Here is a 24,897-nt window from a genome sequence, read left to right as displayed (position 1 = left end):
AAAATCTCTTCTGGAGGCAACATGTCTGCTCGCCACTCAATAAGCGTTGTTCCCTCATAATGACTGAGCTCAAGCGCCATTGCTTCTTCAAAGGATTTGGGCATAATCGGCACAAGAATATTCACTTAATGACCTCCATGATGATAACTTTTAGGTAGTTGCTACGAGCATCTACTGGATTAACCGTAAAATCACTTGGCAGTTGATAACGACTGATTTCACGATAAGCCAGTCTCCCCATACCTTGGTGAATCTGCTGGCGGAACTGGCGGAGACTTAGGTTGCTGGCATTTGTCGAAGCAATAATAAGACCGCCATCTGCTAAAAGCTCAACCGCCTGAGCCATCAATTTATGATAATCTTTAGCTACTGAAAAGGTTTGTTTTTTATTTCGAGCAAAACTCGGCGGGTCAAGAATGATCATATCATAGCTCAGCCCTTTTTTCTTAGCATAACGACAGTAGTCAAAAACATCCATCACAATAAAGCGGTGTGGACTGAGTGCTAAGCCATTCGCCGTAAAATGAGCCGCCGATAGCTCGCGACTACGTTTGGCTAAATCAACAGACGTCGTTTCACTAGCCCCGCCAATCGCTGCCGCAACAGAAAAAGCAGCCGTATAGGAAAACATATTGATCACTGATTTGCCCGCTGCCAAGCCATCTACAAGAGCTCCTCGAACCTCATGCTGGTCGAGAAAAATCCCCGTCATCAAACCATCGTTTAAAAACACGTTATAGCTGACACCATTTTCCAGTATCGTAAATTGTTCTGGTGCTTCCTGACCGTAGATATGTGCTGAAATGTGGCTTGCCCCTTGGAAGCGACATTTTTCGTAGCCTCCAATCATGTCTGGAAAGACCTCAAGAAAAGCCGACACAATCACATTTTTTAAGCTATAAACAAAGGAATTGTACCAAGAAAAAAGAGCATAGTCACCGTAACGATCAATCGTTAGACCCCCAAAGCAATCTCCATCTTGGTTAAACAAACGATAGGCTGTTGTCAAGTTAGAATGCTCAAGGACTTGTCGTTTAACCTTTGCTGCCTCAAACAGGGACACAAAATAAGCTTTATCAAGCTGAACAGGCGCTTGTGGCAATACCCAGCCAATCCCCCGCTGTTGTGGTGACAGATAAGCGCTTGCTAACTTTTTCTCGCGATTACTGTAGAGAGTCACTAGACCCTCTGGCAAATCTGCGGTCAACAAATCTTGTCCCTCTAAGACTTGTACACCTGACAATATTTTCTTTTCAGCACTAGGGCTGACAAACAGTTTAAACATAAAACCATTGTACCAGAAAAGCGACATTTTTACCAATGGCATTGACCACGACAAGCAGACAAGGTTTTTTTATGGTATAATTGGGTAAGATTGAAAAACTTTAGTAAGGACAGACCAAATGTGCTCATTTGCAGTCCTTGTGGTTCTGACTCATGATTATGTTAAGTAAGGGGGCTCTTATTTGAAAACATTACGTCAAAAGTTCTATCATACCTTGAGCTTTCGTCTGGGATTTCTGGCGGTACTGATTGGGTTTTATTGGCTAAAAAGCATGTGGGCTTATCATATTGACTTTCATTTGGGTTTAGAAAATCCCTATCAGCTTTTTTTAACCCTCATCAACCCTATTCCTTTGTCATTGCTAATTCTTGGAATAGCACTCTATGTTAAACAGACCAAGGCATTCTACGGAACCCTGTTAGGGCTTTATGGTTTGCTCAATCTGTTACTGGTCGCAAACGCTATTTATTTCAGGGAATTCTCAGACTTTATCACGATTACAACGATGCTAGCAACCAGCAAGGTATCTGCAGGGCTGGGCGATGCCGCACTTAATCTATTTAGGCCTTGGGACATTATCTATTTGCTTGATGTATTTTTCCTCGTTTACGCTTGGCGCAAGAAAATATTTCCACTAGATTCTAGACCCTTGACCAATCGTCTGGCCATAGCAGTGACCTCTTTTTCTGCTCTGCTATTTTCCATCAATCTCTTTTTAGCGGAAATCGACCGACCAGAACTGCTCAGTCGTGGCTTTTCCAACACCTATGTGGTTAGGGCCTTAGGACTGCCTGCCTTCCTCGGTTACGATGGGAATCAAACCTACAAGACGCAAAAAATCCGCTCAGAAGCTGATTCAGCAGACATGGCTATAGTGGCTGACTATGTGGCACAGCATCAGGTAAAACCAAACCCTGACTACTTTGGGCTGGCTAAAGGCAAAAATGTCATCGTCCTTCATCTGGAGAGTTTCCAGCAGTTTTTGATTGATTACAAACTACCTATTGACGGTGTTGAACACGAAGTTGCTCCCTTTCTCAACAGCCTCTATCATGACCAGCAAACCTTCTCCTTTGCTAATTTTTTCCATCAGGTTAAGGCTGGTAAAACCTCTGATTCTGAGACCCTAATGGAGTTATCTCTGTTCGGGCTAAATCAGGGTTCTTACTTTGTCCAATACGGTGGCGACAATACCCAGCAGGCTGCCCCTCATATTTTAGGGGAACTGGGCAATTATACCAGCGCCGTGTTTCATGGTAATATCGGTACATTTTGGAACCGCAACAGTGTGTATAAACAGTGGGGTTACGATTATTGGTTTGACCAATCCTACATGTCCAAGGCAACCCAGGAAAATTCCTTCCAATACGGTCTCAATGACAAGGTCATGTTTGCGGATTCCATTAAATACTTAGAACGGCTTCAACAACCGTTCTACACCAAATTTATTACTGTATCCAATCATTACCCTTATCAAAACCTCTCAGGAGATGAGCTTGGATTTCCTTTAGCCAAAACAAAAGACGACACCATCAATGGTTATTTTGCGACAGCTAACTACCTCGATGCGTCAATCAAGGCCTTCTTTGATTACCTCAAGGCTTCAGGGCTCTATGACAACTCGATTATCGTGATGTACGGGGATCACTACGGTATTTCAAATTCACGCAACACAGAACTAGCTAGCCTCATTGGTAAGAACCCTGAGACCTGGACAGATTATGATAACGCCATGCTGCAACGTGTCCCATTCATGATTCACATTCCTGGCATGGATAAGGGCTTTATTAGCCAGACTTTCGGTGGGGAAGTTGACGCATTGCCGACCTTGATGCACCTGATGGGCATTGATAACCAAGCCTTTATCCAGCTTGGACAAGACCTGCTCTCTAAAGACAACCAGCAGATTGTTGCCTTCAGGACATCTAACCATGTGATTGCACCTGATTACACGAGCTACGCTGGGAAAATTTATAAAACAGAGACCGGTGAAGAAATCACCAATCCTGACGACACTACTTCCGTGCGCGTTCAGGAGATTCGCGATGCGGCTAAGCAACAATTAAGCATGAGTGATAAGGTACAGACAGGTGATTTGTTGCGTTTTTATACGGGAAACGACTTACCAAAAGTGGATATTTCCGCTATTTCTTACATCGACAGTTTTGAGCGCTTGATTGCTATCGAGCAAGAGCTGGGGAAACAATCGAAGAGCCTCTACAGCCAGTTAGGCCAGAAATCAACGCAAAGCCTCTTCCAAGCTCCAACTTATTTGGAATTAAATCCACCACCTCCGTCAGAACCAACCACTAAAGCCAGTGACGCCGAAACGTCAGAAAGCAGTTCAACACCTTCTGATTAGATGACTTGCAGACGAATAGTTTCTACCCGCCCATGTCGCACCATGTGCGGGTATTTTCCCTAAAATCCACTTTTGTGGTATAATGAAGAGAAACTGTTTTCAATTAAGAAAAAATGGAGGAATCTATGTCAATTCAATCAGTCAATGCGATTCGTTTTTTAGGTATTGATGCCATTAACAAGGCCAACTCTGGTCACCCTGGAGTAGTGATGGGGGCAGCACCGATGGCTTACAGCCTCTTTACCCAGCACTTGCGCATCACACCAAACCAGCCAAACTGGATCAACCGTGACCGCTTTGTTTTATCAGCTGGTCATGGCTCTATGCTGTTGTATGCGCTCTTGCATTTGTCAGGCTATGCAGACTTGTCTATCGAAGAGCTGCAAAACTTCCGTCAGTGGGGTTCAAAGACCCCTGGTCACCCAGAAGTCACTCATACCGCAGGTGTGGATGCCACCTCTGGACCTCTTGGTCAAGGAATTTCGACAGCGGTTGGTTTTGCTCAAGCGGAGCGTTTCCTTGCTGCTAAGTACAACAAAGACGGCTTCCCACTCTTTGACCACTATACCTATGTCATCGCAGGTGATGGCGACTTCATGGAAGGGGTGTCGGCTGAGGCAGCGTCTTATGCTGGTCACCAAGGCTTGGACAAGCTGATTGTCCTCTATGATTCAAACGACATCTGCTTGGACGGTGAGACCAAGGATGCCTTCTCTGAAAATATCCGTGCCCGCTATGAGGCTTATGGCTGGCATACAACTCTCGTCGAAGACGGTACAGACCTCAAAGCGATTAGCTCTGCTATTGACCAAGCAAAAACAGCAGGCAAGCCATCTTTGATCGAGGTGAAGACCATTATCGGTCATGGTGCGCCAACCAAGGGTGGCTCCAATGCTGTCCATGGCGCACCTCTAGGGGCAGATGAAACGGCTGCGACCCGTGCCAACCTCGGCTGGGACTATGCACCATTTGAAGTGCCAGCAGATGTCTATGCGGACTTCAAGACCAATGTCGCTGAGCGTGGTCAAGCGGCTTATGACGCTTGGGAAAAATTGGTCGCAGACTACAAGGCAGCCTACCCAGAAGTAGCAGCAGAGATTGATGCGATGGTCGCAGGTCAAGCGCCTGTGACCATCACAGAAAAAGACTTCCCTGTCTATGAGAACGGCTTCTCTCAAGCCACTCGTAACTCATCACAAGATGCTCTCAACGCCGCAGCTGCGGTCTTGCCAACCTTCCTCGGTGGTTCAGCTGACTTGGCACATTCCAACATGACCTATATCAAAGCAGATGGCTTGCAGGATAAGAACCATCCGCTCAACCGCAACATTCAGTTTGGGGTGCGTGAGTTTGCTATGGGGACAATCTTGAACGGTATGGCGCTTCATGGCGGTCTGCGGGTCTACGGTGGCACCTTCTTTGTCTTCTCTGACTATGTCAAGGCTGCTATCCGCCTGTCTGCTATCCAAGAATTGCCAGTGACCTATGTCTTTACGCACGATTCGATTGCTGTCGGCGAAGATGGTCCAACCCATGAGCCGATTGAGCACTTGGCAGGTCTGCGTGCCATTCCAAACCTGACTGTGCTTCGCCCAGCAGATGCCCGTGAGACGCAGGCAGCTTGGCACCATGCCCTGACCAGCACCAAGACACCGACTGCCCTTGTCTTGACCCGTCAAAACTTGACTGTGGAAGAGGGCACAGACTTTGGCAAAGTGTCTAAAGGAGCGTATGTGGTTTATGAGACAGGCAGTGACTTTGATACGATCTTGATAGCTTCTGGTTCAGAGGTCAATCTGGCGGTCAAAGCGGCCAAGGTCTTGGCAGAAGAAGGTGGCAAGGTGCGTGTGGTATCCGTACCATCGACTGAACTCTTTGACGCTCAAGATGCCGCCTATAAAGAATCTGTTCTGCCAAACGCCATTCGCCGCCGTGTGGCGATCGAGATGGCAGCTACCCAAGGCTGGTACAAGTATGTCGGCTTAGATGGCGCAGTCATCGGTATCGACAAATTTGGTGCCTCAGCGCCAGCTCAAACAGTTATCGACAACTACGGCTTTACCGTCGAGCATGTCCTTAAAACCATTGCAGAGCTAAAATAGACTTAAACAGAAGTTGACGCGTCAACTTCTGTTTCTTTTATTGATTCTACTTTGTCAATACTTTGGTCTGAGTCGTTGAGAACAGCTGTTATTTCTTTATCATTTTCTTTAGGGGTTTCTTTGCTATCTTTTTTGTCTGGCAACTCTAGTTTGAAAAATCGGTAATGATAGGTATTCCCTTGAGATAAATTGACACTAACAACGAGGTAATTACTCTGATGAGTGTAGCTGGTACTCCCTTGAGCAAACTGATAAGAGCCCGAGGCTCTATCTGCCAATTCCTTAGTCAGCTCTGCCATTAAGCTGGCTTGTGCTTGCTGGTATTGCTGGGACTGCAGTTGAGCAGTGACCTGCACACGGTTGATGTAAAACTGTAACAACAAGGCAAAGACAGCAGCCATAAAGAGAGCGTAAAGCAAAATGCCAGCTTTAAGGCGTTTTGTCAAAAGCATAAACAAAGATCCTTTCTAAACCCTTATCAAAAGTCACCTGCAAAGTGACGACTTCTCCTGACTGGCTGAAGTCTGCCGAGCTGACACCAAAAAGCATAGGCTGATAACCCCGACCGTCGGCGTTGCTTTTCCGAAAGTCGTCTGAGCGAAATTTTCCAAAACTAAGCGCTTGCCCCTCCTTAGTCAGATAAAGTCGGTTGCCTTCCAGCTTATCAAAAGTTGCACCTTGCCATTCTACACGCAAGTGCTGGCAAAAGAGAAGCCAATTGTCCTGATGATTGACGGTTAAGTAGCTGGTGTGACTGCTTAGCAATTTGGTCAATCCCTGATAAACGGATAAACTCCCTGCAATCACTAATAAAGCGATTAAACACTCTAAAAGCGTAAACCCTTTAACCCTAGTTTTTAGCAAGACTCATCACCTCCTTGCCCTCACTATAAACGGTAATACTACTGCTCGTTCGTGACACCTGTACACTGATGCCATTCAAGCTTAAACTGGATTGTCCTGTCTGGACAGCCATAGTAGCGACATTTAGTACCTCTTGTTGGTGTAGACGTTGGGCAACCGCAGCCTGATGCTGCCCCAGCTGACCGACAATAAGACTAGCGATTGTAACCAACACCCCGAGTGCTATTAAGCTCTCAAGGAGAATGTAAGCTTGTAATTGTTTTTTTATATTTACCACTCCCTATATACAGTTGATAGGTCACCTGCTGCTGTTTTGTTTGAAAAACTATTTTCGCTAGAGACGAGTTTCCACCCGCTGTCGAAAATTCAATTTGCCGCTCCGTGACCAAGGTCACTTCCTCAGGTAACGATAAGGTTTGATAGCCATTGGTGATTTGTCGACCACTTAAGTTTAACTGAACCGTAGCTTGCTGACTCAGGCTCAGCTGTTGGCTATCCTGATAAAGATGCTCAAAATGCATAAAAAATAATTTTGTCTGCACTGCTTGAAAGGTCTGATTGACCGCGCCTGATAGGCTAAGCACCAATAAACTAATCATAAACAGGACCAGTAAACTTTCAAGAAGAGTAAATCCTTTAGTTCGGCACGTTTTGAGCCACTTGATGTTCTGACACATATTTAACATAGTTGTCCGCCTGATCCTGAGTGATAAATTCTTCTGCGACTAAAGCTGATAAGCTAGCCTTATTAGCAGAGCCCATTTCATACATTTCAGCCTGACTTTCAACAACCTTAACGAGCGCACGTCCCCCAGATGCTTCGATTTTTTCTTTTTGCTTGCTGAGGTTAGGCACAAAAAGAAGCAGTAATACGCTCACAATAAGCAAAACAATAAGCATTTCAACTAATGTAAATCCTTTAACGGATTTTTTATGAATGGTTTTCAATAATTTTTTCATGGTATATTCTCCTTAAAAATTTGGCATATTTTGATAAATCGGTAAGAGCATGGCCGCATAAATCATGACAATCATTAGGGCAACAAATAGAAAGACCAGAGGTTGAATCAGCTGACTAGCTTGATTGAGTTTGTGAAAAAAAGTCTTCCAAGTTTCCTTAGCATAAAGTTCAAGTTCTTGACCCAAGCGCGATTTTACCTCACCGTAGGCTATCATCAAGCTCAATTCTCGCTTAAAAAAGGGATAGCTTAAAACCTTGTCATGAAAGGCTTGTCCAGCTAATAAAGCCCGCTGCATATCCAGACCAATCTCTTGAAAAAGCTGAGATTTTTGATCTTGCATGATCTGAACCACCTGCGCCAAATCCAATCCTTGTCCGATAAGGTTCCCCCATTCCCTGGCGTAGTAGGCGGTCAGGTAAAGGCTGATAAACTGCCCCAGATAGGGTATCTTACATAACTTGCTGTAGAGACTTATTTTGTCTATTTTTTTGGCAAAATAGCTGAGCAGTAGCCCGCTAAACGCCAGCCCTGCCATTATCCCTAGAAAAATAAGAGGAAAATGGTTGATCAGTGTTGTCGCTAGGTTTTCTCCCTCCAGCTGTGGCAAGAGGTAGTTCTTTAAGCCCAACATGATAAGGACGAGAAAAGCCAGGAGCATGAGTGGGTAAGTCGCTACTTCGATGAGTTTTTTACGAACGATGAGCACTTGCTCCAGATAATCTTCCAATCCTGCTAGACTCTTTTGTGTGTTGCCGTGGACATCGGCTAAGGCCAGCTGGGTCACCAGACCATCTGAAAATCCCAAATCAGCCAGCAACTGGGCCATTGATTTTCCTTCCAGTAGCGATTGCCGCATCTGGTCAGTATACACCGACGTTAGTAACCTGCTCCGTTCTAAAAAATTAACCATCTCGGTCAAGGTAAACCCGCTAGATAAGAGGTTGTGAAAGAGCTGAATCAACTTTTTTTGCTGTCTAAGTGATAATTTTTTCGACCCGTCCTTGTTGCTCAGTGAGATATCCTTGGTTAACCAAGTCATCAATTTTCTGGTTCCAACGACTTGGGTCGTGGTTGGCAATGTTTTCTGTTGCAATGTCAATTAAACCTCCTTTCCCGATTAGGCGTTGGTAGCAAACCCCAGCCAAGCAATTGTTCATTTCCTGGGGACTAACCCCCAGCTCCAACAGGCGTTCATAGACACCTGAGAGACTCTTAGCGTGAACAGTTGATAAAACAACAGCGCCTGTTAGACTAGCCCTCACCACTGCTCGAGCGGTCTCTGTGTCCCTGATTTCACCGATAATGAGCACATCTGGACGGTGGCGTAGTGACAATTTTATCAAATTATCATAGGTCATCCCAATGCTCTCATTAAGTTGCAGCTGTAAAAAACGGTCTTCCTTAATTTCGACAGGGTCTTCAATAGAAATAACCTGTTGCCCTGCGAACTTTTCACTGACGAGCTGATGCATGAGCGTTGTTTTTCCAGAACCAACCGGTCCTGCAAAGAGGTAGAGCCCTCGACGACCGACAACAGACTTAACCTGTTCCAGACCATCAAACCAATAAGCTAACTCTTGTTTACCATCAAAGAGCAGGCGGATAACTAGGCTTTCTAGACCTCTATAATCACCAACACTTGACAATCGTAGAGAAACTACTTTGCCCTCTCCAATATCATAATCACAAGAACCAAGTTGACTTCGACGTTTCTCTCCGACATTCATCCCAGCGACGAATTTAAAGTGGCTAATGACACTCGCCATCAGAGCTGCTTTTTCTTGTCCAAAAAACTGTCGCTCATCTCCGATCCTCATAAAAATATCGTAATCATCTTGTCTCGGAATCAGGTAAATATCCTGTGCTTGCCGTTCTCTCCCCTCTTCAATGAGGCGTTTTGCTATATCCTGTACCATAAGGCCTCCTGACTAGTTATTCGTAAGCAAGCAAAAAAAGATTGGCCTTAACCAATCTTTTTTAATTGACATGCTGATAGAGGGCGTACGGGATCGTTTCGGCGTTCAAATTGCTGTTGATGCTCGTCTTCTGGTAGCTCTTCCCAGTTTTTTAAGAGGGCTAGGGAGTGATATTCTTGTAATGATTCTTCACAATCATCACACCACGTTTGATGCTTGGTATCCCAAAAAGCCGCCAAAAGACTTGCTCGACTCTTATAAAATGGGTGACTGACCCGCAGATGGGTCCATTGCTTTTTAAAAGCACTCATGGCCTCATCAAAGGTATCATAATGCTGAACCTTGATAATATCATCTTTCCAATCATCTAAAAACCACCAGGGTTCAAATGCCCCATAAAGCTCTACAACTTGATACATACTCTTCCTCTTTTCGATTCTATTATAGCGAAATATGGCCAATAAGAAAAAGAATATGCTCATTTGTGAAATATTTTTAGTCCAGTCACCAGCAAATTTTCCTAGTCTCCGTAGGACAAATCGCTCAACAACTCCTCAACTGCCAAATCATCAGGAATCAACCTAAGGTAAGTCTGCAAGATTGTTTTAGCTTTTTCCAAGTCTCCTAGACGACGTAAAAGATAAGCATAAGCCAAGAGAAAATCTGGATTATCAGAAAGATCAGCAAAAGTCTGGTCATAAAGCACCAAAGCCTCATCTTCTCGATCTAAAGCCACATAGGCTTGTGCTAACTGCCATAAGGTCAATGGGTGGTCACTTATCTCTAAGCCTAAGCCAATAACCTCTTCATGCCTTTCCTGCTCCAAATAAAGATTTGATAAGCGGAGTTTTGCCTCCTCATTGTCCTCATCAAGAGCCAGCACCTCTTTGAGGTAAGTTTCAGACTGCACCGCGTCTGCTAACTCATAAGACAATTGCGATGCTAAAAGTAAAAGCTGTGTGTCAAAAGCGTTTTTACGCAGGGCTTGTTGCACCAGTCTAAGCGCCTCAGAAAATTGATCTTCTGCTTCTAAAGAGAGTGCATAGGGGTATTCGTAGCCTTCTATCTCTGGGCTAAGGGTTTCTAATTGCTTGAATAAAAGACAGGCTCTTTGCGTGTGATTAGTCTCGTAATAAAGCGTTGCCAGCTCAAGATTGGTCTGCCCATCGTATTCAATCTCCAAAGCCTTTTCCAAAAACTCAATCGCCGCCTCAAACTGTCCCAAACTGGCATAGGAACGACCGATTCGTTCATAAGTCGAAATCCCTGTCTGTTCTAACAAGAGGCGATTATCAAGTTTAGCGTAATGGGAAATCGCAGAGCTGTAATCTTCAAGTGCAAATTCTAGCTCTGCCAAGCCAAAAATCACCAAGGGCTCATCAGTTAATTGACTAGCCAAGACAAGCTTGTCCCTTGCCACATCCGTTAGCCCTTCGCTGTCATAGAGGTCTGCCAGAACTAGCAAAGCACTGATATAGTCGTCACTATCTTCCTCTATACGAGTGAGGTAGTCAAAGGCCAGAACTTTATCCCCATCTTCGTAGGCAATCTGGGCTAGGCTCAAGTTAACATGTGGGTATTGTTCTGATAACTGCTCATAAACCTGTCTGGCCTGTGGATAAAACCCTATCGCTTCTAGATACTCACCCAACTCTAGCAGCACATCGTCACTGTCATCTGCCAAGGCACGTTGAAAATACTTATCTGCTTTACGCAAGTCCTGCTGATCTAGACAGGCAATCATTTTTTCACTATTGGTCATCTGTTACCTCTTCCTGATAAAGCCCACTAACAATCTTGTACCAGTTGAACACCTCAGTGAGTATTACCTTAACGGAAGCATAGAGCGGAATCCCAAGCAACACACCCCAAAGACCAAACATAGACCCTGCTGTTAACAACACGAAAAGAATGGTGATCGGATGGATGCTCAGCTTATTCCCCAAGACCAAAGGTGTCACAAAGCGCCCCTCAATGGTTTGCTCAATCACAAAAACCAGAAGCACTTTTATCAGCATAAAGGGGCCTTCAACCAAACCAAGAATCACAACAGGAACCATGGCTAGGAAACTCCCTAGATAAGGAATCATATTAAGTATGCCAGCTAGAATCCCAAAGGTGATGGCATAAGGTAACCCGATAAGGCTAAACATGACTGAAAACATCAGACCAACAACGATGGCAACCGTTACTTGCCCTTGTACATAACCCGCCAACTGTTTGTTAATATCCGACAGAACACGGCGAGCTGGTTGCCGCATCTTTGTCGGTAAAAAAGCGGCAATCTTGTCTTTTAGTTGCTTGCCATCACGCAAGAGGTAAAAAATGATAAATGGTGCAATGAGGACAGCAACCGTTACTTTAGCAATTGCAGAAGCAAAATTGCTGGCCCAGTCGACAGCATTCTTTGAGAAGGTCTGGACATACTCAATAGCTTTTTGACCGACGGTGTCAACGATATCTGCTAGTTGAGGTCGTAAGGCTTCAAAACGATTGTCTTGTAACAGACTGGTCACCTGACTCTCAACGGTTTCAATATAGCTCGGTAAATTACTGAAAAAAGCGCCCAACTGTGTCTGGATCATCGGAATGATACTAGCAATACCTAAAATCATTAAGATAATCACACCGATAAAGGTGATGGTAATTGCCCAAACTTTCGATAGTCCCTGCTTTTCTAACCACAAGACAATCGGATCCAGCAAATAGTAAATCAGAGCAGAAATCACCAGCGGCAACATGACAATGGTCAAAAAGCCAATAACCGGCTCAAATAAAAAACTAATTTTGGTGAAAACCAATAAATTCAGAAAAAACAAGAGGCTGACTAAAAGAATGGTCACACTCTTACGGTTCAAAAACCACTTGAAAAACCAACTGAGGGTAAACGATTGTTTATCAGACTTCATCATAACTCCTTTCTCTATCTTGGCTCATTATCACCATAAAAAGTGACTTCTTTGCCAACTAACTGTTCGTTGTCATAAGTCAACTTGGCTGAAAAGAAGGGGCGATTGTCGATAATCCATTGGAACATCTCATAGTCTCCTTCCCAAGTTGGTTTGGTTAGCACCTGGTCGTAGGGGACCCATTCTAAGGTGCCTTCAACACAGTCCTCAACCAATTCGCCATCAACAGCTGTAACCCTAAATACATAAGTATACCAGTCGTGACCTGGTGTGAACTCTGGAAATGTGATTAGACCAGCCAGCTTCATCTCTTTGACAACCAAACCAGTTTCTTCATAGATTTCACGAATGGCACAATCTTCTGGACTTTCCCCTTTTTCTAACTTACCTCCAACACTAATCCATTTGCCCTCGTGAACATCATTGGGCTTTTTATTGCGGTGCATGAGTAAGAGTTCTTTGCCGTTGTCAATATAACAAATAGTTGCTAATTTTACCATAACAGCTCTCTTTCATCTTAGTTTCTCTTTATTATAGCATGTTCTGATGGAATTAGCTGAATTTTACCGTTCTGTTGTTCTCGACTGATAGATATGATATAATTTTACTATGAGAAAACACTTACAAACTATTTGGTCCAATCAATCATATCAGGAAGAAGAGCAATTCGTTTACTATTGTTCCTTTGATGAACAAAACGGTCGATTTGGAGAGTTAAAACCTTTGATTAGAACGCAACTGAAGGCAGTTATCCCTGAAGGAGATGGAAAATTTCTAGCCCTGACCCACCTTGACGGGCAAGACCAGCTTGTTTTTTTACCAAAAGATGAGCAGCTCCTCTCAGAACTTCAACCTACTAATCAAGCTGATCAGCTCTGCTATGATGCCGATAGGCATATTGCCTACACTCTAACTGACAAAGGCAAACTTTTATCAGCTTATGCCATCACGACTGAAAAAGAGCTGAAACCCTTGGGTAGCTTACCTCTAGATGATGTTGACCCAACCTTTATCACCCTCACACCAGATAAACTTCTGGCCATTGGTGACAAACATCGCCAGAGATTACTCATCTATGAGGTAGCAAACGATAGACTGAGTTTCGTTAATCAATTCAGCAGTCCTGACGAGCGCATCCCTTATCAACTGATTTTTCACCAAGCGACCAAAGTCTGCTATTTGATCAGTGAACACCAGATCATCCATACATTATTTTATGATGGTTACGGTGCTTTTGAGTACCACACTAGCCAAACTGATTCATCAATCCATTCGACTTCTCTCCTCGCCCCATCTGTCGGAGCAACTGCTGCCCATCTCTATCACACTCGTCCAACTTGTCCTTACTTGAGTGTTTTCGAGATTCTAGGTGACGGGTCCTTACAAAAACTCGCTCCCATCTCTATTAACCAAGAAGCGCTGAGTTTAACGGTGACACCAGCTTGTTCATTCCTTATTTTGATTGATCAAAACGGTACTCAAGCAACTAGCTTTGCGATTAACTCAGAAACAGGACAGCTCAGACATTGCGATCAGATTCATATTCCCAAACAAGCGACTTGCTTTATGCTAGAATTTATGGTGTAATAAAAACAACAAAAAGAAAGAGGACAACAATGAACACAACTGAATTGCTCGAAAAAATCAAAGAGCTCATCGCTAAAGGCGACATCAATGCTGCAAAAGAATTTATCAATGAAAACAAAGATAGCCTCGGTGACTATCTCGAGCAAGCAAAAGGTTTGCTTGACGGTCTGGATTTGAGTAAAGGTCTTGATGGTGTACTTGATAAGGCCAAAGACCTGGGACTTGATACAGATAAAGGTGCGGGTCTCATTGATAAAGCCAAAGGTTTGTTTAGCAAATAAACAGGTTAATACCAAAGCTCCTCTTCTTAAGTAAGGGGAGCTTTTGTCTATAAACAGTCCTAATGCACCCATATTAGTAAAATTTGTAAGAAAGACGTGCTTTATTTTTGCTTTTTTATAAAATCGTGCTATAATAGACTTATAAACTTTGACCAATACTGACCTTTATCGAATTGGTCAATTGATTAGGAGGTTTTTATGTTGTGTCACAATTGTAAATTAAACGACGCGACCATTCATCTCTATACCAACATGAATGGCAAGCAGGGGCAGATTGATCTCTGCCAAAACTGCTATAAAATTATCAAGTCTGAACCTAAACAAGGTGATGATCGCCCTCGGAACTTAGCGCAGGGTCTTGATCCCTTCTTTGATGACTTCTTCTCTGATTTGAACAACTTCCGCGCCTTTAGTGGCAATCTTCCCAATACGCCACCAACCCAATCTGGAGGGCGTGGCGGCAATAACGGTAACAATCGCCGACCAAATCACCCTGGTCAGTCTCCACAACAGGAGCAAGCCAAAGGTTTATTGGAAGAATTTGGCACCAATATCACTGATATTGCTCGACGAGGTGGGATTGACCCTGTGATTGGGCGTGACGAGGAAATCATCCGTGTGATTGAGATTCTCAATCGTCGTACCAAGAACAATCCTGTTCTCATCGGTGAGCCTGGGGTCGGAAAAACCGCTGTGGTTGAAGGACTAGCTCAGAAAATCATCGATGGTTCTGTTCCCCAAAAACTTCAAGGCAAACAAGTCATCCGACTTGATGTCGTCAGCTTGGTGCAAGGGACAGGTATCCGTGGGCAATTTGAAGAACGCATGCAAAAACTCATGGACGAACTCCGCAACCGTGATGATGTGATTCTCTTCATCGACGAAATCCATGAAATTGTTGGTGCTGGTGCTGCTGGCGATGGCAACATGGATGCTGGTAATATTTTGAAACCAGCTCTGGCACGCGGTGAGCTCCAGCTGGTCGGTGCAACAACGCTCAATGAATACCGCGTGATTGAAAAAGATGCTGCCCTAGAGCGCCGGATGCAGCCGGTTAAGGTCGATGAGCCAAGCGTTGAGGAAACCTTAATTATCCTCAAGGGCATTCAGAAAAAATACGAAGACTATCACCATGTCCGCTACACAGATGAGGCCATTGAAGCAGCGGCTGTCCTGTCTAATCGTTACATTCAAGACCGCTTCTTACCTGACAAGGCTATTGACCTTTTAGATGAGGCAGGTTCTAAGCTCAACTTGACCCTCAAATTTATCGATCCTAAAGACATTGATAAGCGCCTGATTGAGGCTGAAAACCTCAAGGCTCAGGCGACGAGGGATGAGGACTATGAACGTGCGGCTTACTTCCGTGACCAGATTGCCAAGTATAAAGAACTTCAGCAACAAAAACTGGATGAACAAGACACGCCAATCATTACTGAAAAAGTCATCGAAAGCATCATCGAGCAAAAAACCAATATTCCTGTTGGTGACCTCAAGGAAAAAGAGCAAACCCAACTGGTTAATCTCGCTAGCGACCTCAAAAGTGTGGTCATCGGTCAGGACGATGCTGTGGATAAGATTGCCAAGGCTATCCGTCGGAATCGCGTTGGTCTGGGCTCCCCAAACCGTCCCATCGGCTCCTTCCTCTTTGTCGGACCTACCGGTGTCGGCAAGACCGAGCTGTCCAAACAACTAGCTATCGAACTCTTTGGCTCAGCTGATAGCATGATTCGCTTTGACATGAGTGAGTATATGGAAAAACACGCAGTCGCCAAGCTCGTCGGAGCCCCTCCAGGCTATGTCGGCTATGAGGAGGCTGGGCAACTGACGGAAAAAGTCCGTCGCAACCCCTACTCTCTCATTCTCCTTGATGAGGTCGAAAAGGCTCATCCAGACGTCATGCACATGTTCTTACAGGTATTAGACGATGGACGTTTAACCGATGGGCAAGGACGGACCGTTAGTTTCAAGGATACCATCATCATCATGACCTCAAACGCTGGCACAGGTAAAGTTGAGGCTTCTGTTGGTTTTGGTGCTGCGCGCGAAGGGCGGAGCCAATCTGTCCTTGGTCAGTTGGGGAACTTTTTCAGTCCAGAATTCATGAACCGATTTGACGGTATCATCGAATTCCAGTCCCTTAGCAAGGACAATCTCCTCAGAATCGTTGACCTGATGTTGGCAACCGTTAAGGAATGCTTAGCACGGAATGACATTCAGCTAGATATCACTGACAAGGTCAAGGAAAAACTAGTCGATTTAGGCTACGATCCAAAGATGGGCGCTCGGCCATTACGCCGAACCATCCAAGACCATATCGAGGATGCCATCACTGACTTTTATCTAGAGCACCCAACTGAGAAACACCTCAAGGCAGTGCTCAACAGTAAAGGGGATATCACTATAAAAGCGGTGAAGGCCGTTGCTGAACCGACAACAGAAACTGCTGAATAAGATAAGAACCGCCAAACGTTAAAGTCTGGTGGTTTTTGAACTTGAGTAAAGCAATTCTGCTTAAATCGTGTTATAATGGCTATAAAAACAGGAGAACATCAGATGACAAACATCCCAACTTTTGGCGATAAGGTGGCTAGTGCCACATACCAAAATCGCTACGGTGTCTATGCGATTATCCCAAATGAGGAAAAGACCCATCTCATCCTCGTTCAGGCACCTAACGGGGCTTGGTTTCTGCCTGGTGGCGAGATTGAAGCGGGAGAAAACCATCAGATGGCTCTAGAGCGTGAATTGCTTGAAGAACTTGGGTTCTCAGCTCGTCTAGGGCAAGACCTTGGTCAGGCAGATGAGTACTTCTACTCTCGACACAGAGACACTCACTACTATCATCCCGCCTATCTCTATGCAGTAGAGTCTTTTTCAGAGGTCAGCAAACCCTTGGAAGACTTTAATACGCTAGCTTGGTTTCCAATTGAGGAGGCCAAAACCAAGCTCAAGCGAGGTAGCCATCGCTGGGGTATTGAGCAGTGGCAAAAAAATAATTAAATTTAAGGCATTTTTGTCCTTTTTAAGACCTTTCGTGATATAATAAAAAAGGAATCCTAAATGAAAAGAGGATATGCCCATGCGGCTGATTAATGTGACCGGTAGCCATCCTGAATTGGTCAAGAATCAACTCAAATATACCGATGCCTTTTTGGTAGAGGTTTATTCGGCAGGCAACACCGATGTGGTTTTCTCAGAAGCACCAACACACTACGAGCTTCTCATCACCAACAAATATCGTGCCATCAAGTCAGCCGAGTTAGATAAAATTCGAGAATTTTTCTTTAAGCGTAAAATCCACCCTAACAAAGCGATGATGGAGTTAGTCAAAACTGTTCACATGGATAAACTCATTGAAATTTCTATTCCTATTCGCCAAGTCTGAGGTTCTTCCTCAGCCTTCTTACTATTTATGAAGGAGAAATTATGACCATCAAACTCGTTGCAGTCGACATTGACGGCACCTTACTGACCAGCAACCGCACCGTTACCCCTCAAGTCTACCAGGCAGTGCAAGAAGCCAAAGCGGCCGGTGTCAAGATTGTGATTACAACTGGGCGCCCAATTGCTGGGGTGACAGAACTGCTGTCCGATCTCAACCTACAAGACGAGGGGGACTATGTTATTACCTTTAACGGCGGTCTAGTACAAGACACCTCTTCTGGTCAGGAATTGGTCAAGGAGACCGTCAGCTACGACGATTACTTGGATATTGAATTGCTGGCGCGTAAACTAGGTGTTCACATGCATGCCATCACTAAGGATGGTATCTATACTGCCAATCGTAACATCGGCAAATACACTGTCCACGAGGCTCAGCTAGTTTCCATGCCTGTTTTTTATCGCACACCAGAAGAAATGGCAGACAAAGAAATCGTTAAAATCATGTTCATCGATGAGCCAGAAATCTTAGATGAGGCCATTGCGAGAATCCCAGCTGACTATCATGACCGTTTCGGCCTTGTCAAATCTCAACCCTTTTACCTAGAAATTGTCAATAAAGCAGGCAGCAAGGGCAATGCCATCAAGCATCTAGCAAACAAGCTAGGCATTGACATGAGCCAGACGATGGCTATCGGTGACGAAGAAAATGACCGATCCATGCTGGAAGTGGTTGCTGTCCCTGTTGTCATGGCAAACGGTAATCCTGAACTCAAAAAAATTGCTAAGCACATCACCCTCTCCAACGATGAGAGTGGCGTCGCTCATGCGATCAAAACTTGGGTGTTAGGGTGTTAGGTAAAGAATAACTGATATCAGAAAACTCTGGACGACATGCCCAGAGTTTTTCAGATTATTTCACTGCTTCAAGAAGCGCCAAGAAGCTAGCTGGTTCAAGCGATGCACCACCAACAAGGGCACCGTCGACATCTGGACAAGCCATGTACTCTGCGATGTTAGCTGGGTTAACAGAACCACCGTATTGCACACGAACTTTGTCAGCAACTTCTTGACCGAAGTCACGAGCAACCACATCACGAACGGCTTTACACATGTTTTGCGCATCATCTTTGGTTGCTGATTTACCTGTACCGATTGCCCAGATTGGCTCGTAGGCAATAACGAGTGAAGCTACTTGTTCAGCTGACAAGCCTTTGAGCGCTGCTGATACTTGAGCACCGACAAAGTCAACTGCCTGACCTGATTCATAAGTCTCAAGGCTCTCACCACAGCAGATGATTGGGGTCATATCATTACGGAAAATAGCATGCGCTTTTTTGTTGATGTCCTCATCTGTCTCATGGAAGTAATCACGACGCTCAGAGTGACCAATAATGACATACTCAACACCGAGAGCAGCGATAGTTTTCGGGCTATTTTCACCAGTAAAGGCACCAGCATCCTCAAAATGACAGTTTTGCGCAGCAACTTGCAACTGAGAGTTAGCTTTGCTTAAGCCTTTTTTCATCCCTTCAAGGAAAATAGCTGGCGCACCGATAACAGCATCAACCAGGTTGTTTGATGGGATAGCCAACTCAACTTGTGAGATAAATTCGCGCGCTTCTGCAGGCACCTTGTTCATCTTCCAGTTTCCGGCGATAATGGGTTTACGTGACATGTCACATACCTCTTTCTTATTTTTCTTTATTCCATGAGATGTTCTAATCATTTTTCACAGAATATTACCCTTCTATTTTACCATATTTCTCTCAAGCAAGAAAGTTTTTTGTGAGGTAATAGACAAGAAAAAGACCCATTTGGGTCTTTTTCAAGGTCTGACTTAATTTATTCGCAAATCGATTAGGCTTCGATTGAAGAAACGATACCTGAACCAACAGTACGGCCACCCTCACGGATAGAGAATGTAGTACCTTGCTCAACGGCGATTGGGTGGATCAACTCAACGTCGATTGTCACGTTATCACCAGGCATTACCATTTCAGTACCAGCAGGCAATTCGATTGAACCTGTCACGTCAGTTGTACGGAAGTAGAACTGTGGACGGTAGTTGTTGAAGAATGGTGTATGACGACCACCTTCTTCTTTAGTAAGGATATAAACCTCACCTTTGAATTTAGTGTGTGGCTTGATTGATCCTGGTTTAGCGATAACTTGTCCACGCTCGATTTCATCACGTTGTACACCACGAAGAAGGATACCAACGTTATCACCAGCAAGACCTTCGTCAAGTTGCTTACGGAACATTTCAACACCTGTTACGATAGCTTTACGAGTTTCTTCAGTGATACCAACGATTTCGATTTCGTCGTTGACACGAACAGTACCACGGTCGATACGACCTGAAGCTACTGTACCACGACCAGTGATTGAGAACACGTCCTCAACTGGCAACAAGAGTGGCTTGTCAGTGTCACGCTCTGGTTCTGGAATGTAGCTGTCAACTGTAGCCATCAATTCCATAACGATGTCTTCGTACTTCTCATCACCTTCAAGGGCTTTAAGAGCTGAACCTTGGATAACTGGAAGATCATCACCTGGGAAGTCGTATTCTGAAAGAAGGTCACGGATTTCCATTTCAACCAACTCAAGAAGCTCTTCGTCATCAACAAGGTCAATCTTGTTCATGAAAACGATAAGGTGTTTAACACCTACCTGACGAGAAAGCAAGATGTGCTCACGAGTTTGTGGCATAGGACCATCAGTAGAAGCTACTACGAGGATCGCACCATCCATCTGAGCAGCACCAGTGATCATGTTTTTAACGTAGTCCGCGTGTCCTGGAGCGTCGATGTGAGCGTAGTGGCGTGATTCAGTTTCGTACTCAACGTGTGCAGTGTTGATAGTGATACCGCGCTCGCGCTCTTCTGGAGCAGCATCGATAGACGCATAGTCTTTTGGTTGGTTAACTGATGACGGCAAGCGACGTGCCAATACAGTTGTGATAGCTGCAGTCAAAGTAGTTTTACCGTGGTCAACGTGTCCGATAGTACCGACGTTAACGTGGGGTTTGCTACGATCGTATTTTTCTTTTGCCATTGTAGGAAAAGCCTCCATATAAAATATATTTTATAGATAGACCGTAGGCAATACAGTCTAACCTTACTTTACTATTCTACCAGATTAGCTAGAAATTGCAAGTGTTTTGTGTTCTTTTCCGAAATTATTCTACATCAAGCGTATGGTAAGGTTGAATTTGAACATGGTGACCGATGTTTGAGCCAAAAATCCAGTCAGCTTTCTCAAGGGAGGAAAAGTTTTCTGCTCGACCAGTTAGGATGACACCTGCAAATTTAGCTGTTTGAGCATCTGGATTTGCCTTGAGGTAAGTCTCTACGTCTTTCGATGTACTCATCTGCTCACCGTCAGGTCCGCCATAGGTTGACCCTAGCCAACCTTTATTGAGAACTTGGTTAAGATAGGCGACAAAGAAACTATAACTGTTGGCAAAGCCTTCTCGAGCTGAAGTGGTTTTTTGACCGACACGGTCCTTGTAGTAGGTCTCAATCTCTTCTGCCGTCATGCCTTTAGTATTCTTCTCATCCTCTTGTTGCTGTTGATAAGAGCTAGGCGTATCGGGGTCGCCTTCAAACCCAAACAAATCACGGTTTAGTCCTGCGGTATTATTATTAGACTGGGTGCCGATCCAATACCAGTTGATTTTGAGGTTATTAGGAACCAGCTCTGCTATTTCCTCAAAAGTATAAGGCTTATCAAAGGTGACCGCCATCTCAACAGCCTGACCGCTCATCTGAGGAAGCAAACTGATGTCCTGAGTCAGTTGGTGATAGCTTTCTCCCTTATACTGGTAAGCAGTGTTAAAGAAATGAGGCATCTTGTAACCTCCGCCATAAGTGTAGGTGGCAGTGCCTTTTTTATCTGAATAGCCACCAGACGATTGCCCCCCCCCCCCGAACAAGGGTCTAAGGCTGTAAGGAAGTTCCAAGGTCTCATAGGGCACTTCTATCCCTGCAATATCCTTAGTCTGGTCGACATGAAAGGTCCCTGTGTACTGGGAGGTTGGGTTAAAATAAGCGGTTTTATAGTCAATGTTAGGCTGGCTGACTTCTGCCATGAACTGATAGTAGTCACGAACGTGCTGACCATTTCGAGCAGTTAATTCGCTAAGTCCAAAGTTAAGTGCTAGAAGGGCAGCGCTACTGCCTAGTGTCGCTAAAACTGCCGTTTTTAGCAGGTGTTTGCGTTTATTTTTCTTAGTATTAATTTCAAATGTTTTCATGATATTTCCTTTCGTTAATGGGGTAAGTTAAGGAGGCTACCATCAAGTCCTTGAGCTTCTAAGTGAACCCTTAGGGCCTTTCTGGCACGGTAAAGGGAAACCTTGACCTGTGCTTGACTGATACCCAGTAGATGAGCCGTTTCCTTGACGGACAAATCCTGAAAATAATAAGCATCAAGCACCAGTCCAAACTTCTCTGGTAGGCTAGATATGGCCTGATAAAGGTAATCATAGTCTTCTCCATCATAGACGGTCAGCTGGTCGGGCTTAAAAAACTCGGTCTGCAAGATCTCATGATAACGCTTATCTCTACGGTATTTATCGATATAGGTGCGAATAGCTGAGCGGTACAACCAAGCCCGTAGCTTGTCATAAGGCAGAACAATGTCCGTCTCAAGGATTTTAACCAAAACGTCTTGGGCAATGTCCTGACTGTCTGCCTGGCTGGCACCTGATTTTTGGAGATAAAAGCTAATTTCTTGTGCAATCACAAGAATAGCTTCTTCATAATCATCTAAGCGGATAGGCTCACCTCCTTCCTGATGGTTGAAAGTAGCTACATGATTTACCAGATTTATCTCTACTGATGCGAGCTCTAACATCAAGTAGCGCTAGGTTTTAATTTCTGGCAATCCTTCGATCCTTCGCTAGCTCCTCTTCACTAAGATAACAAATAAGAAGTTCTGTTGGTTACAAAAAAATTCGCCGTAGCGAATTTTACTGCTGATTTAACTCTCTTAGGATACTGGCTCGTTTTTCATTGGCATCGATATTGAGCACAATACCAATGGCAACAGAAATCGTTAACAAACTATTGCCTCCTTGCGAGAGAAAAGGGAAGGTCACTCCTGTTGATGGAATTAAGCCAGAGATACCGCCGACATTGACAAAGACCTGCACCAGCAACATCGCCCCGATACCCAAAGCCAGCATACTGTTAAAGTCATCTTTTGCTTTTAGACCAACATTGAGTATTCGTAAAATTAGGAAAAACACTAAAGCTAAAATCAGACCAGCACCGATTAAGCCAAATTCCTCAATGACGATGGAAAAGACAAAGTCGGTGTGCGCTTCAGGTAAGTAGCCATTTTTTTCAATAGAATTTCCTAAGCCACGACCAAACCAGCCACCATTAGACATGGCGTAGTAGGAATGCGCCATCTGCAAGCCTGAGTCTGTCAAATCTTTGAAAGGGTTGAAAAAGGCTGCAAATCGCTTGGCCACGTGACCAAATAGCGGGATTTTTGCGACCAGCTCCACCCCTATCAGCCCGATTAATCCTAAAAAGACCGTCGAGGCTGTTGCAATCAAGCCCAATAAACCTGTAAACCAGCGGTGAGCTATCCCACTGAGGACATACATGATAACTGACGTCAACACAATAATGGTCGCATTTCCAAGGTCTGGTTGGACAACAACCAAGGCAATCAATATCAACAGATAAGTCCGCCAGTCAAAAAAGTGCCTCGGTAAAATCGTATCACGAGTAAGAGCCCTGTAATCATAATTAGTAATTGATTTTTGTCGCTTGGCAAAAGCGAACGCCAGCAACCAGACCACGATAAGTTTGAGATATTCAGCAGCCTGAATACTTTTACCAGCAAATTGCAACCAGCCATTAGCACCATTAGTTTCTTCCCCTGAAAACAAAGTCAATACTAAAAGTACCAGTTCGACTAAAACAGCAAGAAAGAGAAGATGAGAATTTCTCAAAAATTTTAAGCGCAAGTGGTAAATAAACCAAATCGCAGCGAGACTAACCAGCCAAAAAATGGTCTGGTTCCGAACGAGTGCAAAGGGAGATGCCTCCCAATAGACCAAATCCGCACTGGTTGACGAGTAAACCACAATCAAACCAAGCACTGACAAAATCAGGTAAGGGACAAAAATAGAATAATTTAGTAAAAGTCTTTTTTTTATCTTCATTGCTTCATATCATTTCTTAGCATTGAGCCTGGGACAAGATGTCTAGGCTCTTTATTTTCTGTCATTAAGTAAAGTGAAGTGGAAAACTCTTGACTAATTTTGTAAGCTCTAGAGTTTTCCCTATCCATTCACGAGCACTTTAGCTTCCATAAACTTGGGTTGAGTAATTGACCCTGAAGGAGAGAAATCATGAGTTGCAAAACGACTTTCCCCACAACAGGCTAAAACTATCAGCTGAAAAATCCTGACAGCTGTAGCCAGCTTTGCTTGCTCAACCAGTTAGCTTAAGACTGTTTAAGCCGACAGAGTTAAATTAACACCTCATCGAAATCAGGTGACTTAGCGGTGTTTTTCTAGTCCTACCACCATTATAACAGCTTTTGTCTAAAAATGCCAAAAACAAAAAAACTAGGCGCAATCCACGCGCCTAGAAAAATGAAAGGAGCTTATTAGTTAATCCGTAGGAGACCTACACCACCTTCTTCACGACGGTAGAGAATATTGGTTCTCTTGTCTTCGGTATCAGTAAAGACAAAGAAGTCATGACCGAGCAAGTCCATTTGAAGGAGGGCTTCATCAATATCCATCTCATACGGTGTGAGGTTTTTGGTCCGAACCACGTTAATTGGCAACAAGTCATCATCGGCAGTCTCTTCGAATTCAGGTGCAAAGACTTGGGCTGTTGGTAATTTTTCACGGTGTTTGCGGGCAATTTTTGTCTTGTTTTTACGAATCTGACGTTCAATTTTATCCACAACAAGGTCAATAGAGCCGTACATATCCTGAGAGACATCTTCAGCACGAAGGGTCAGATTGCCGAGAGGAATGGTCACTTCCACTTTTGCTGTTTTTTCGCGGTAGACTTTGAGGTTAACACGAGCATCCAAGTCTTGATCTTCATGGAAATATTTCTCTATCTTGGCAACCTTGGTTTCAACATAATCACGCAAGGCTTCGGTGACTTCGATGTTTTCACCACGAATACTAAATTTAATCATATAGATTCCTCTTTTCTAAACGCTAGGCGTCTTTCTTTATTTTTATTATAGCACACGTCAAAA

26 protein-coding genes are annotated in these 24,897 nt (G+C 44.2%); 8 read left to right on the top strand and 18 right to left on the bottom strand.

Annotated elements, in window-relative coordinates; genetic code table 11:
- Positions 1–121: 121 nt before the first annotated feature.
- Positions 122–1,285 carry a class I SAM-dependent rRNA methyltransferase gene (locus tag ACERC8_RS04340; RefSeq protein ID WP_373658663.1) on the bottom strand — a complete coding sequence of 388 codons (1,164 nt, stop codon included), beginning with the start codon at positions 1,283–1,285 and terminating at the stop codon, positions 122–124.
- 181 nt (positions 1,286–1,466) lie between these two features.
- Between ACERC8_RS04340 and ACERC8_RS04335 the strand changes: the two genes are divergently transcribed.
- Together ACERC8_RS04335 and tkt are read left to right on the top strand one after the other, a co-directional pair.
- Complete coding sequence (locus ACERC8_RS04335) at positions 1,467–3,647, top strand: LTA synthase family protein (protein WP_373658662.1); 2,181 nt, start codon at positions 1,467–1,469, stop codon at positions 3,645–3,647.
- A 125-nt stretch (positions 3,648–3,772) separates the two neighbouring features.
- Positions 3,773–5,749 carry a transketolase gene (gene tkt, locus ACERC8_RS04330; protein ID WP_373658661.1) on the top strand — a complete coding sequence of 659 codons (1,977 nt, stop codon included), beginning with the start codon at positions 3,773–3,775 and terminating at the stop codon, positions 5,747–5,749.
- Between the two features lie 2 nt (positions 5,750–5,751).
- Here the strand turns inward: tkt and comGG are convergent, their stop codons facing one another.
- The 11 genes from comGG to ACERC8_RS04275 form a co-directional block, all read right to left on the bottom strand.
- Positions 5,752–6,201 (bottom strand): competence type IV pilus minor pilin ComGG, encoded by a 450-nt coding sequence (gene comGG / locus ACERC8_RS04325; protein ID WP_373658660.1) that lies wholly within the window; start codon positions 6,199–6,201, stop codon positions 5,752–5,754.
- On the bottom strand, positions 6,179–6,613 hold the full coding sequence (gene comGF / locus ACERC8_RS04320; protein WP_373658659.1) for a competence type IV pilus minor pilin ComGF: 435 nt from the start codon (positions 6,611–6,613) through the stop codon (positions 6,179–6,181). The genes comGG and comGF overlap by 23 nt, the downstream gene beginning before the upstream one ends.
- Entirely contained in the window at positions 6,600–6,890 is a 291-nt protein-coding gene (gene comGE / locus ACERC8_RS04315) for a competence type IV pilus minor pilin ComGE (protein WP_373658658.1), read from the bottom strand. The genes comGF and comGE overlap by 14 nt, the downstream gene beginning before the upstream one ends.
- The gene (comGD, locus tag ACERC8_RS04310; protein WP_373658657.1) at positions 6,847–7,212 is read right to left on the bottom strand and encodes a competence type IV pilus minor pilin ComGD; all 366 of its coding nucleotides are present in this window, start codon (positions 7,210–7,212) and stop codon (positions 6,847–6,849) included. The genes comGE and comGD overlap by 44 nt, the downstream gene beginning before the upstream one ends.
- Positions 7,213–7,249: 37 nt before the next feature.
- Positions 7,250–7,561 carry a competence type IV pilus major pilin ComGC gene (gene comGC / locus ACERC8_RS04305; RefSeq protein ID WP_373658670.1) on the bottom strand — a complete coding sequence of 104 codons (312 nt, stop codon included), beginning with the start codon at positions 7,559–7,561 and terminating at the stop codon, positions 7,250–7,252.
- Between the two features lie 24 nt (positions 7,562–7,585).
- Positions 7,586–8,614: a competence type IV pilus assembly protein ComGB gene (gene comGB / locus ACERC8_RS04300; RefSeq protein ID WP_373658669.1), complete on the bottom strand. Its 1,029-nt coding sequence runs from the start codon at positions 8,612–8,614 to the stop codon at positions 7,586–7,588.
- Positions 8,550–9,491, bottom strand: a complete 942-nt coding sequence (gene comGA, locus ACERC8_RS04295; RefSeq protein WP_373658656.1) for a competence type IV pilus ATPase ComGA — start codon at positions 9,489–9,491, stop codon at positions 8,550–8,552. The genes comGB and comGA overlap by 65 nt, the downstream gene beginning before the upstream one ends.
- A 47-nt stretch (positions 9,492–9,538) precedes the next feature.
- A complete protein-coding gene (locus tag ACERC8_RS04290) occupies positions 9,539–9,910 on the bottom strand; it encodes a DUF1033 family protein (protein WP_373658655.1) in 372 nt (123 codons plus the stop codon).
- Between the two features lie 101 nt (positions 9,911–10,011).
- Positions 10,012–11,253, bottom strand: a complete 1,242-nt coding sequence (locus tag ACERC8_RS04285; RefSeq protein ID WP_373658654.1) for a tetratricopeptide repeat protein — start codon at positions 11,251–11,253, stop codon at positions 10,012–10,014.
- Positions 11,243–12,400, bottom strand: a complete 1,158-nt coding sequence (locus tag ACERC8_RS04280; RefSeq protein ID WP_373658653.1) for an AI-2E family transporter — start codon at positions 12,398–12,400, stop codon at positions 11,243–11,245. The genes ACERC8_RS04285 and ACERC8_RS04280 overlap by 11 nt, the downstream gene beginning before the upstream one ends.
- A gap of 14 nt (positions 12,401–12,414) precedes the next feature.
- The gene (locus tag ACERC8_RS04275; RefSeq protein ID WP_373658652.1) at positions 12,415–12,900 is read right to left on the bottom strand and encodes an NUDIX domain-containing protein; all 486 of its coding nucleotides are present in this window, start codon (positions 12,898–12,900) and stop codon (positions 12,415–12,417) included.
- Positions 12,901–13,009: 109 nt separating this feature from the next.
- Between ACERC8_RS04275 and ACERC8_RS04270 the strand changes: the two genes are divergently transcribed.
- From ACERC8_RS04270 to yidA, 6 genes are all read left to right on the top strand, one after another.
- Complete coding sequence (locus tag ACERC8_RS04270; RefSeq protein WP_373658651.1) at positions 13,010–13,987, top strand: beta-propeller fold lactonase family protein; 978 nt, start codon at positions 13,010–13,012, stop codon at positions 13,985–13,987.
- 29 nt (positions 13,988–14,016) lie between these two features.
- A complete protein-coding gene (locus ACERC8_RS04265; protein WP_373658650.1) occupies positions 14,017–14,268 on the top strand; it encodes a hypothetical protein in 252 nt (83 codons plus the stop codon).
- Between the two features lie 198 nt (positions 14,269–14,466).
- Positions 14,467–16,722, top strand: coding sequence for an AAA family ATPase (locus tag ACERC8_RS04260; protein ID WP_373658649.1), 2,256 nt, complete (start codon positions 14,467–14,469; stop codon positions 16,720–16,722).
- A 102-nt stretch (positions 16,723–16,824) separates the two neighbouring features.
- Positions 16,825–17,271, top strand: coding sequence for an NUDIX domain-containing protein (locus ACERC8_RS04255; protein ID WP_373658648.1), 447 nt, complete (start codon positions 16,825–16,827; stop codon positions 17,269–17,271).
- Positions 17,272–17,350: 79 nt separating this feature from the next.
- Positions 17,351–17,656, top strand: coding sequence for a DUF1827 family protein (locus tag ACERC8_RS04250; RefSeq protein WP_018367997.1), 306 nt, complete (start codon positions 17,351–17,353; stop codon positions 17,654–17,656).
- 41 nt (positions 17,657–17,697) lie between these two features.
- Positions 17,698–18,510: a sugar-phosphatase gene (yidA, locus tag ACERC8_RS04245; RefSeq protein WP_373658647.1), complete on the top strand. Its 813-nt coding sequence runs from the start codon at positions 17,698–17,700 to the stop codon at positions 18,508–18,510.
- Between the two features lie 55 nt (positions 18,511–18,565).
- Here the strand turns inward: yidA and tpiA are convergent, their stop codons facing one another.
- From tpiA to hpf, 6 genes are all read right to left on the bottom strand, one after another.
- Positions 18,566–19,330: a triose-phosphate isomerase gene (gene tpiA, locus ACERC8_RS04240; RefSeq protein WP_373658646.1), complete on the bottom strand. Its 765-nt coding sequence runs from the start codon at positions 19,328–19,330 to the stop codon at positions 18,566–18,568.
- Between the two features lie 182 nt (positions 19,331–19,512).
- Positions 19,513–20,709, bottom strand: coding sequence for an elongation factor Tu (gene tuf, locus ACERC8_RS04235; protein ID WP_018367994.1), 1,197 nt, complete (start codon positions 20,707–20,709; stop codon positions 19,513–19,515).
- A gap of 124 nt (positions 20,710–20,833) precedes the next feature.
- Positions 20,834–21,910, bottom strand: coding sequence for an anti sigma factor C-terminal domain-containing protein (locus ACERC8_RS04230; protein WP_373658645.1), 1,077 nt, complete (start codon positions 21,908–21,910; stop codon positions 20,834–20,836).
- 14 nt (positions 21,911–21,924) lie between these two features.
- Complete coding sequence (locus tag ACERC8_RS04225) at positions 21,925–22,434, bottom strand: RNA polymerase sigma factor (RefSeq protein WP_373658668.1); 510 nt, start codon at positions 22,432–22,434, stop codon at positions 21,925–21,927.
- 193 nt (positions 22,435–22,627) lie between these two features.
- Positions 22,628–23,836: a cell division peptidoglycan polymerase FtsW gene (ftsW, locus tag ACERC8_RS04220; RefSeq protein ID WP_373658644.1), complete on the bottom strand. Its 1,209-nt coding sequence runs from the start codon at positions 23,834–23,836 to the stop codon at positions 22,628–22,630.
- Between the two features lie 449 nt (positions 23,837–24,285).
- A complete protein-coding gene (gene hpf / locus ACERC8_RS04215) occupies positions 24,286–24,834 on the bottom strand; it encodes a ribosome hibernation-promoting factor, HPF/YfiA family (protein WP_373658643.1) in 549 nt (182 codons plus the stop codon).
- Between the last annotated feature and the right edge of the window lie 63 nt (positions 24,835–24,897).

The organism is Streptococcus sp. E29BA (genome assembly GCF_041807805.1).
In the GTDB taxonomy this organism is placed as follows: Bacteria; Bacillota; Bacilli; order Lactobacillales; family Streptococcaceae; genus Streptococcus; species Streptococcus entericus.
The sequence above is the reverse complement of the archived record's forward strand: the minus strand, read 5'-3'. Positions and strand labels throughout refer to the sequence as shown.

What these genes read in the sequence shown, in the direction of transcription:
- ACERC8_RS04255 (WP_373658648.1), top strand. Translation starts at nt 16,825, where the DNA reads ATGACAAACATCCCAACTTTTGGCGATAAGGTGGCTAGTGCCACATAC.
- comGD (WP_373658657.1), bottom strand. Translation starts at nt 7,212, where the DNA reads ATGATTAGTTTATTGGTGCTTAGCCTATCAGGCGCGGTCAATCAGACC.
- ACERC8_RS04285 (WP_373658654.1), bottom strand. Translation starts at nt 11,253, where the DNA reads ATGACCAATAGTGAAAAAATGATTGCCTGTCTAGATCAGCAGGACTTG.
- ACERC8_RS04290 (WP_373658655.1), bottom strand. Translation starts at nt 9,910, where the DNA reads ATGTATCAAGTTGTAGAGCTTTATGGGGCATTTGAACCCTGGTGGTTT.
- comGG (WP_373658660.1), bottom strand. Translation starts at nt 6,201, where the DNA reads ATGCTTTTGACAAAACGCCTTAAAGCTGGCATTTTGCTTTACGCTCTC.
- ACERC8_RS04275 (WP_373658652.1), bottom strand. Translation starts at nt 12,900, where the DNA reads ATGGTAAAATTAGCAACTATTTGTTATATTGACAACGGCAAAGAACTC.
- ACERC8_RS04270 (WP_373658651.1), top strand. Translation starts at nt 13,010, where the DNA reads ATGAGAAAACACTTACAAACTATTTGGTCCAATCAATCATATCAGGAA.
- tuf (WP_018367994.1), bottom strand. Translation starts at nt 20,709, where the DNA reads ATGGCAAAAGAAAAATACGATCGTAGCAAACCCCACGTTAACGTCGGT.
- tkt (WP_373658661.1), top strand. Translation starts at nt 3,773, where the DNA reads ATGTCAATTCAATCAGTCAATGCGATTCGTTTTTTAGGTATTGATGCC.
- hpf (WP_373658643.1), bottom strand. Translation starts at nt 24,834, where the DNA reads ATGATTAAATTTAGTATTCGTGGTGAAAACATCGAAGTCACCGAAGCC.
- ACERC8_RS04340 (WP_373658663.1), bottom strand. Translation starts at nt 1,285, where the DNA reads ATGTTTAAACTGTTTGTCAGCCCTAGTGCTGAAAAGAAAATATTGTCA.
- comGA (WP_373658656.1), bottom strand. Translation starts at nt 9,491, where the DNA reads ATGGTACAGGATATAGCAAAACGCCTCATTGAAGAGGGGAGAGAACGG.
- ACERC8_RS04280 (WP_373658653.1), bottom strand. Translation starts at nt 12,400, where the DNA reads ATGAAGTCTGATAAACAATCGTTTACCCTCAGTTGGTTTTTCAAGTGG.
- ACERC8_RS04230 (WP_373658645.1), bottom strand. Translation starts at nt 21,910, where the DNA reads ATGAAAACATTTGAAATTAATACTAAGAAAAATAAACGCAAACACCTG.
- tpiA (WP_373658646.1), bottom strand. Translation starts at nt 19,330, where the DNA reads ATGTCACGTAAACCCATTATCGCCGGAAACTGGAAGATGAACAAGGTG.
- ACERC8_RS04265 (WP_373658650.1), top strand. Translation starts at nt 14,017, where the DNA reads ATGAACACAACTGAATTGCTCGAAAAAATCAAAGAGCTCATCGCTAAA.
- comGB (WP_373658669.1), bottom strand. Translation starts at nt 8,614, where the DNA reads ATGACTTGGTTAACCAAGGATATCTCACTGAGCAACAAGGACGGGTCG.
- yidA (WP_373658647.1), top strand. Translation starts at nt 17,698, where the DNA reads ATGACCATCAAACTCGTTGCAGTCGACATTGACGGCACCTTACTGACC.
- ftsW (WP_373658644.1), bottom strand. Translation starts at nt 23,836, where the DNA reads ATGAAGATAAAAAAAAGACTTTTACTAAATTATTCTATTTTTGTCCCT.
- ACERC8_RS04250 (WP_018367997.1), top strand. Translation starts at nt 17,351, where the DNA reads ATGCGGCTGATTAATGTGACCGGTAGCCATCCTGAATTGGTCAAGAAT.
- ACERC8_RS04260 (WP_373658649.1), top strand. Translation starts at nt 14,467, where the DNA reads ATGTTGTGTCACAATTGTAAATTAAACGACGCGACCATTCATCTCTAT.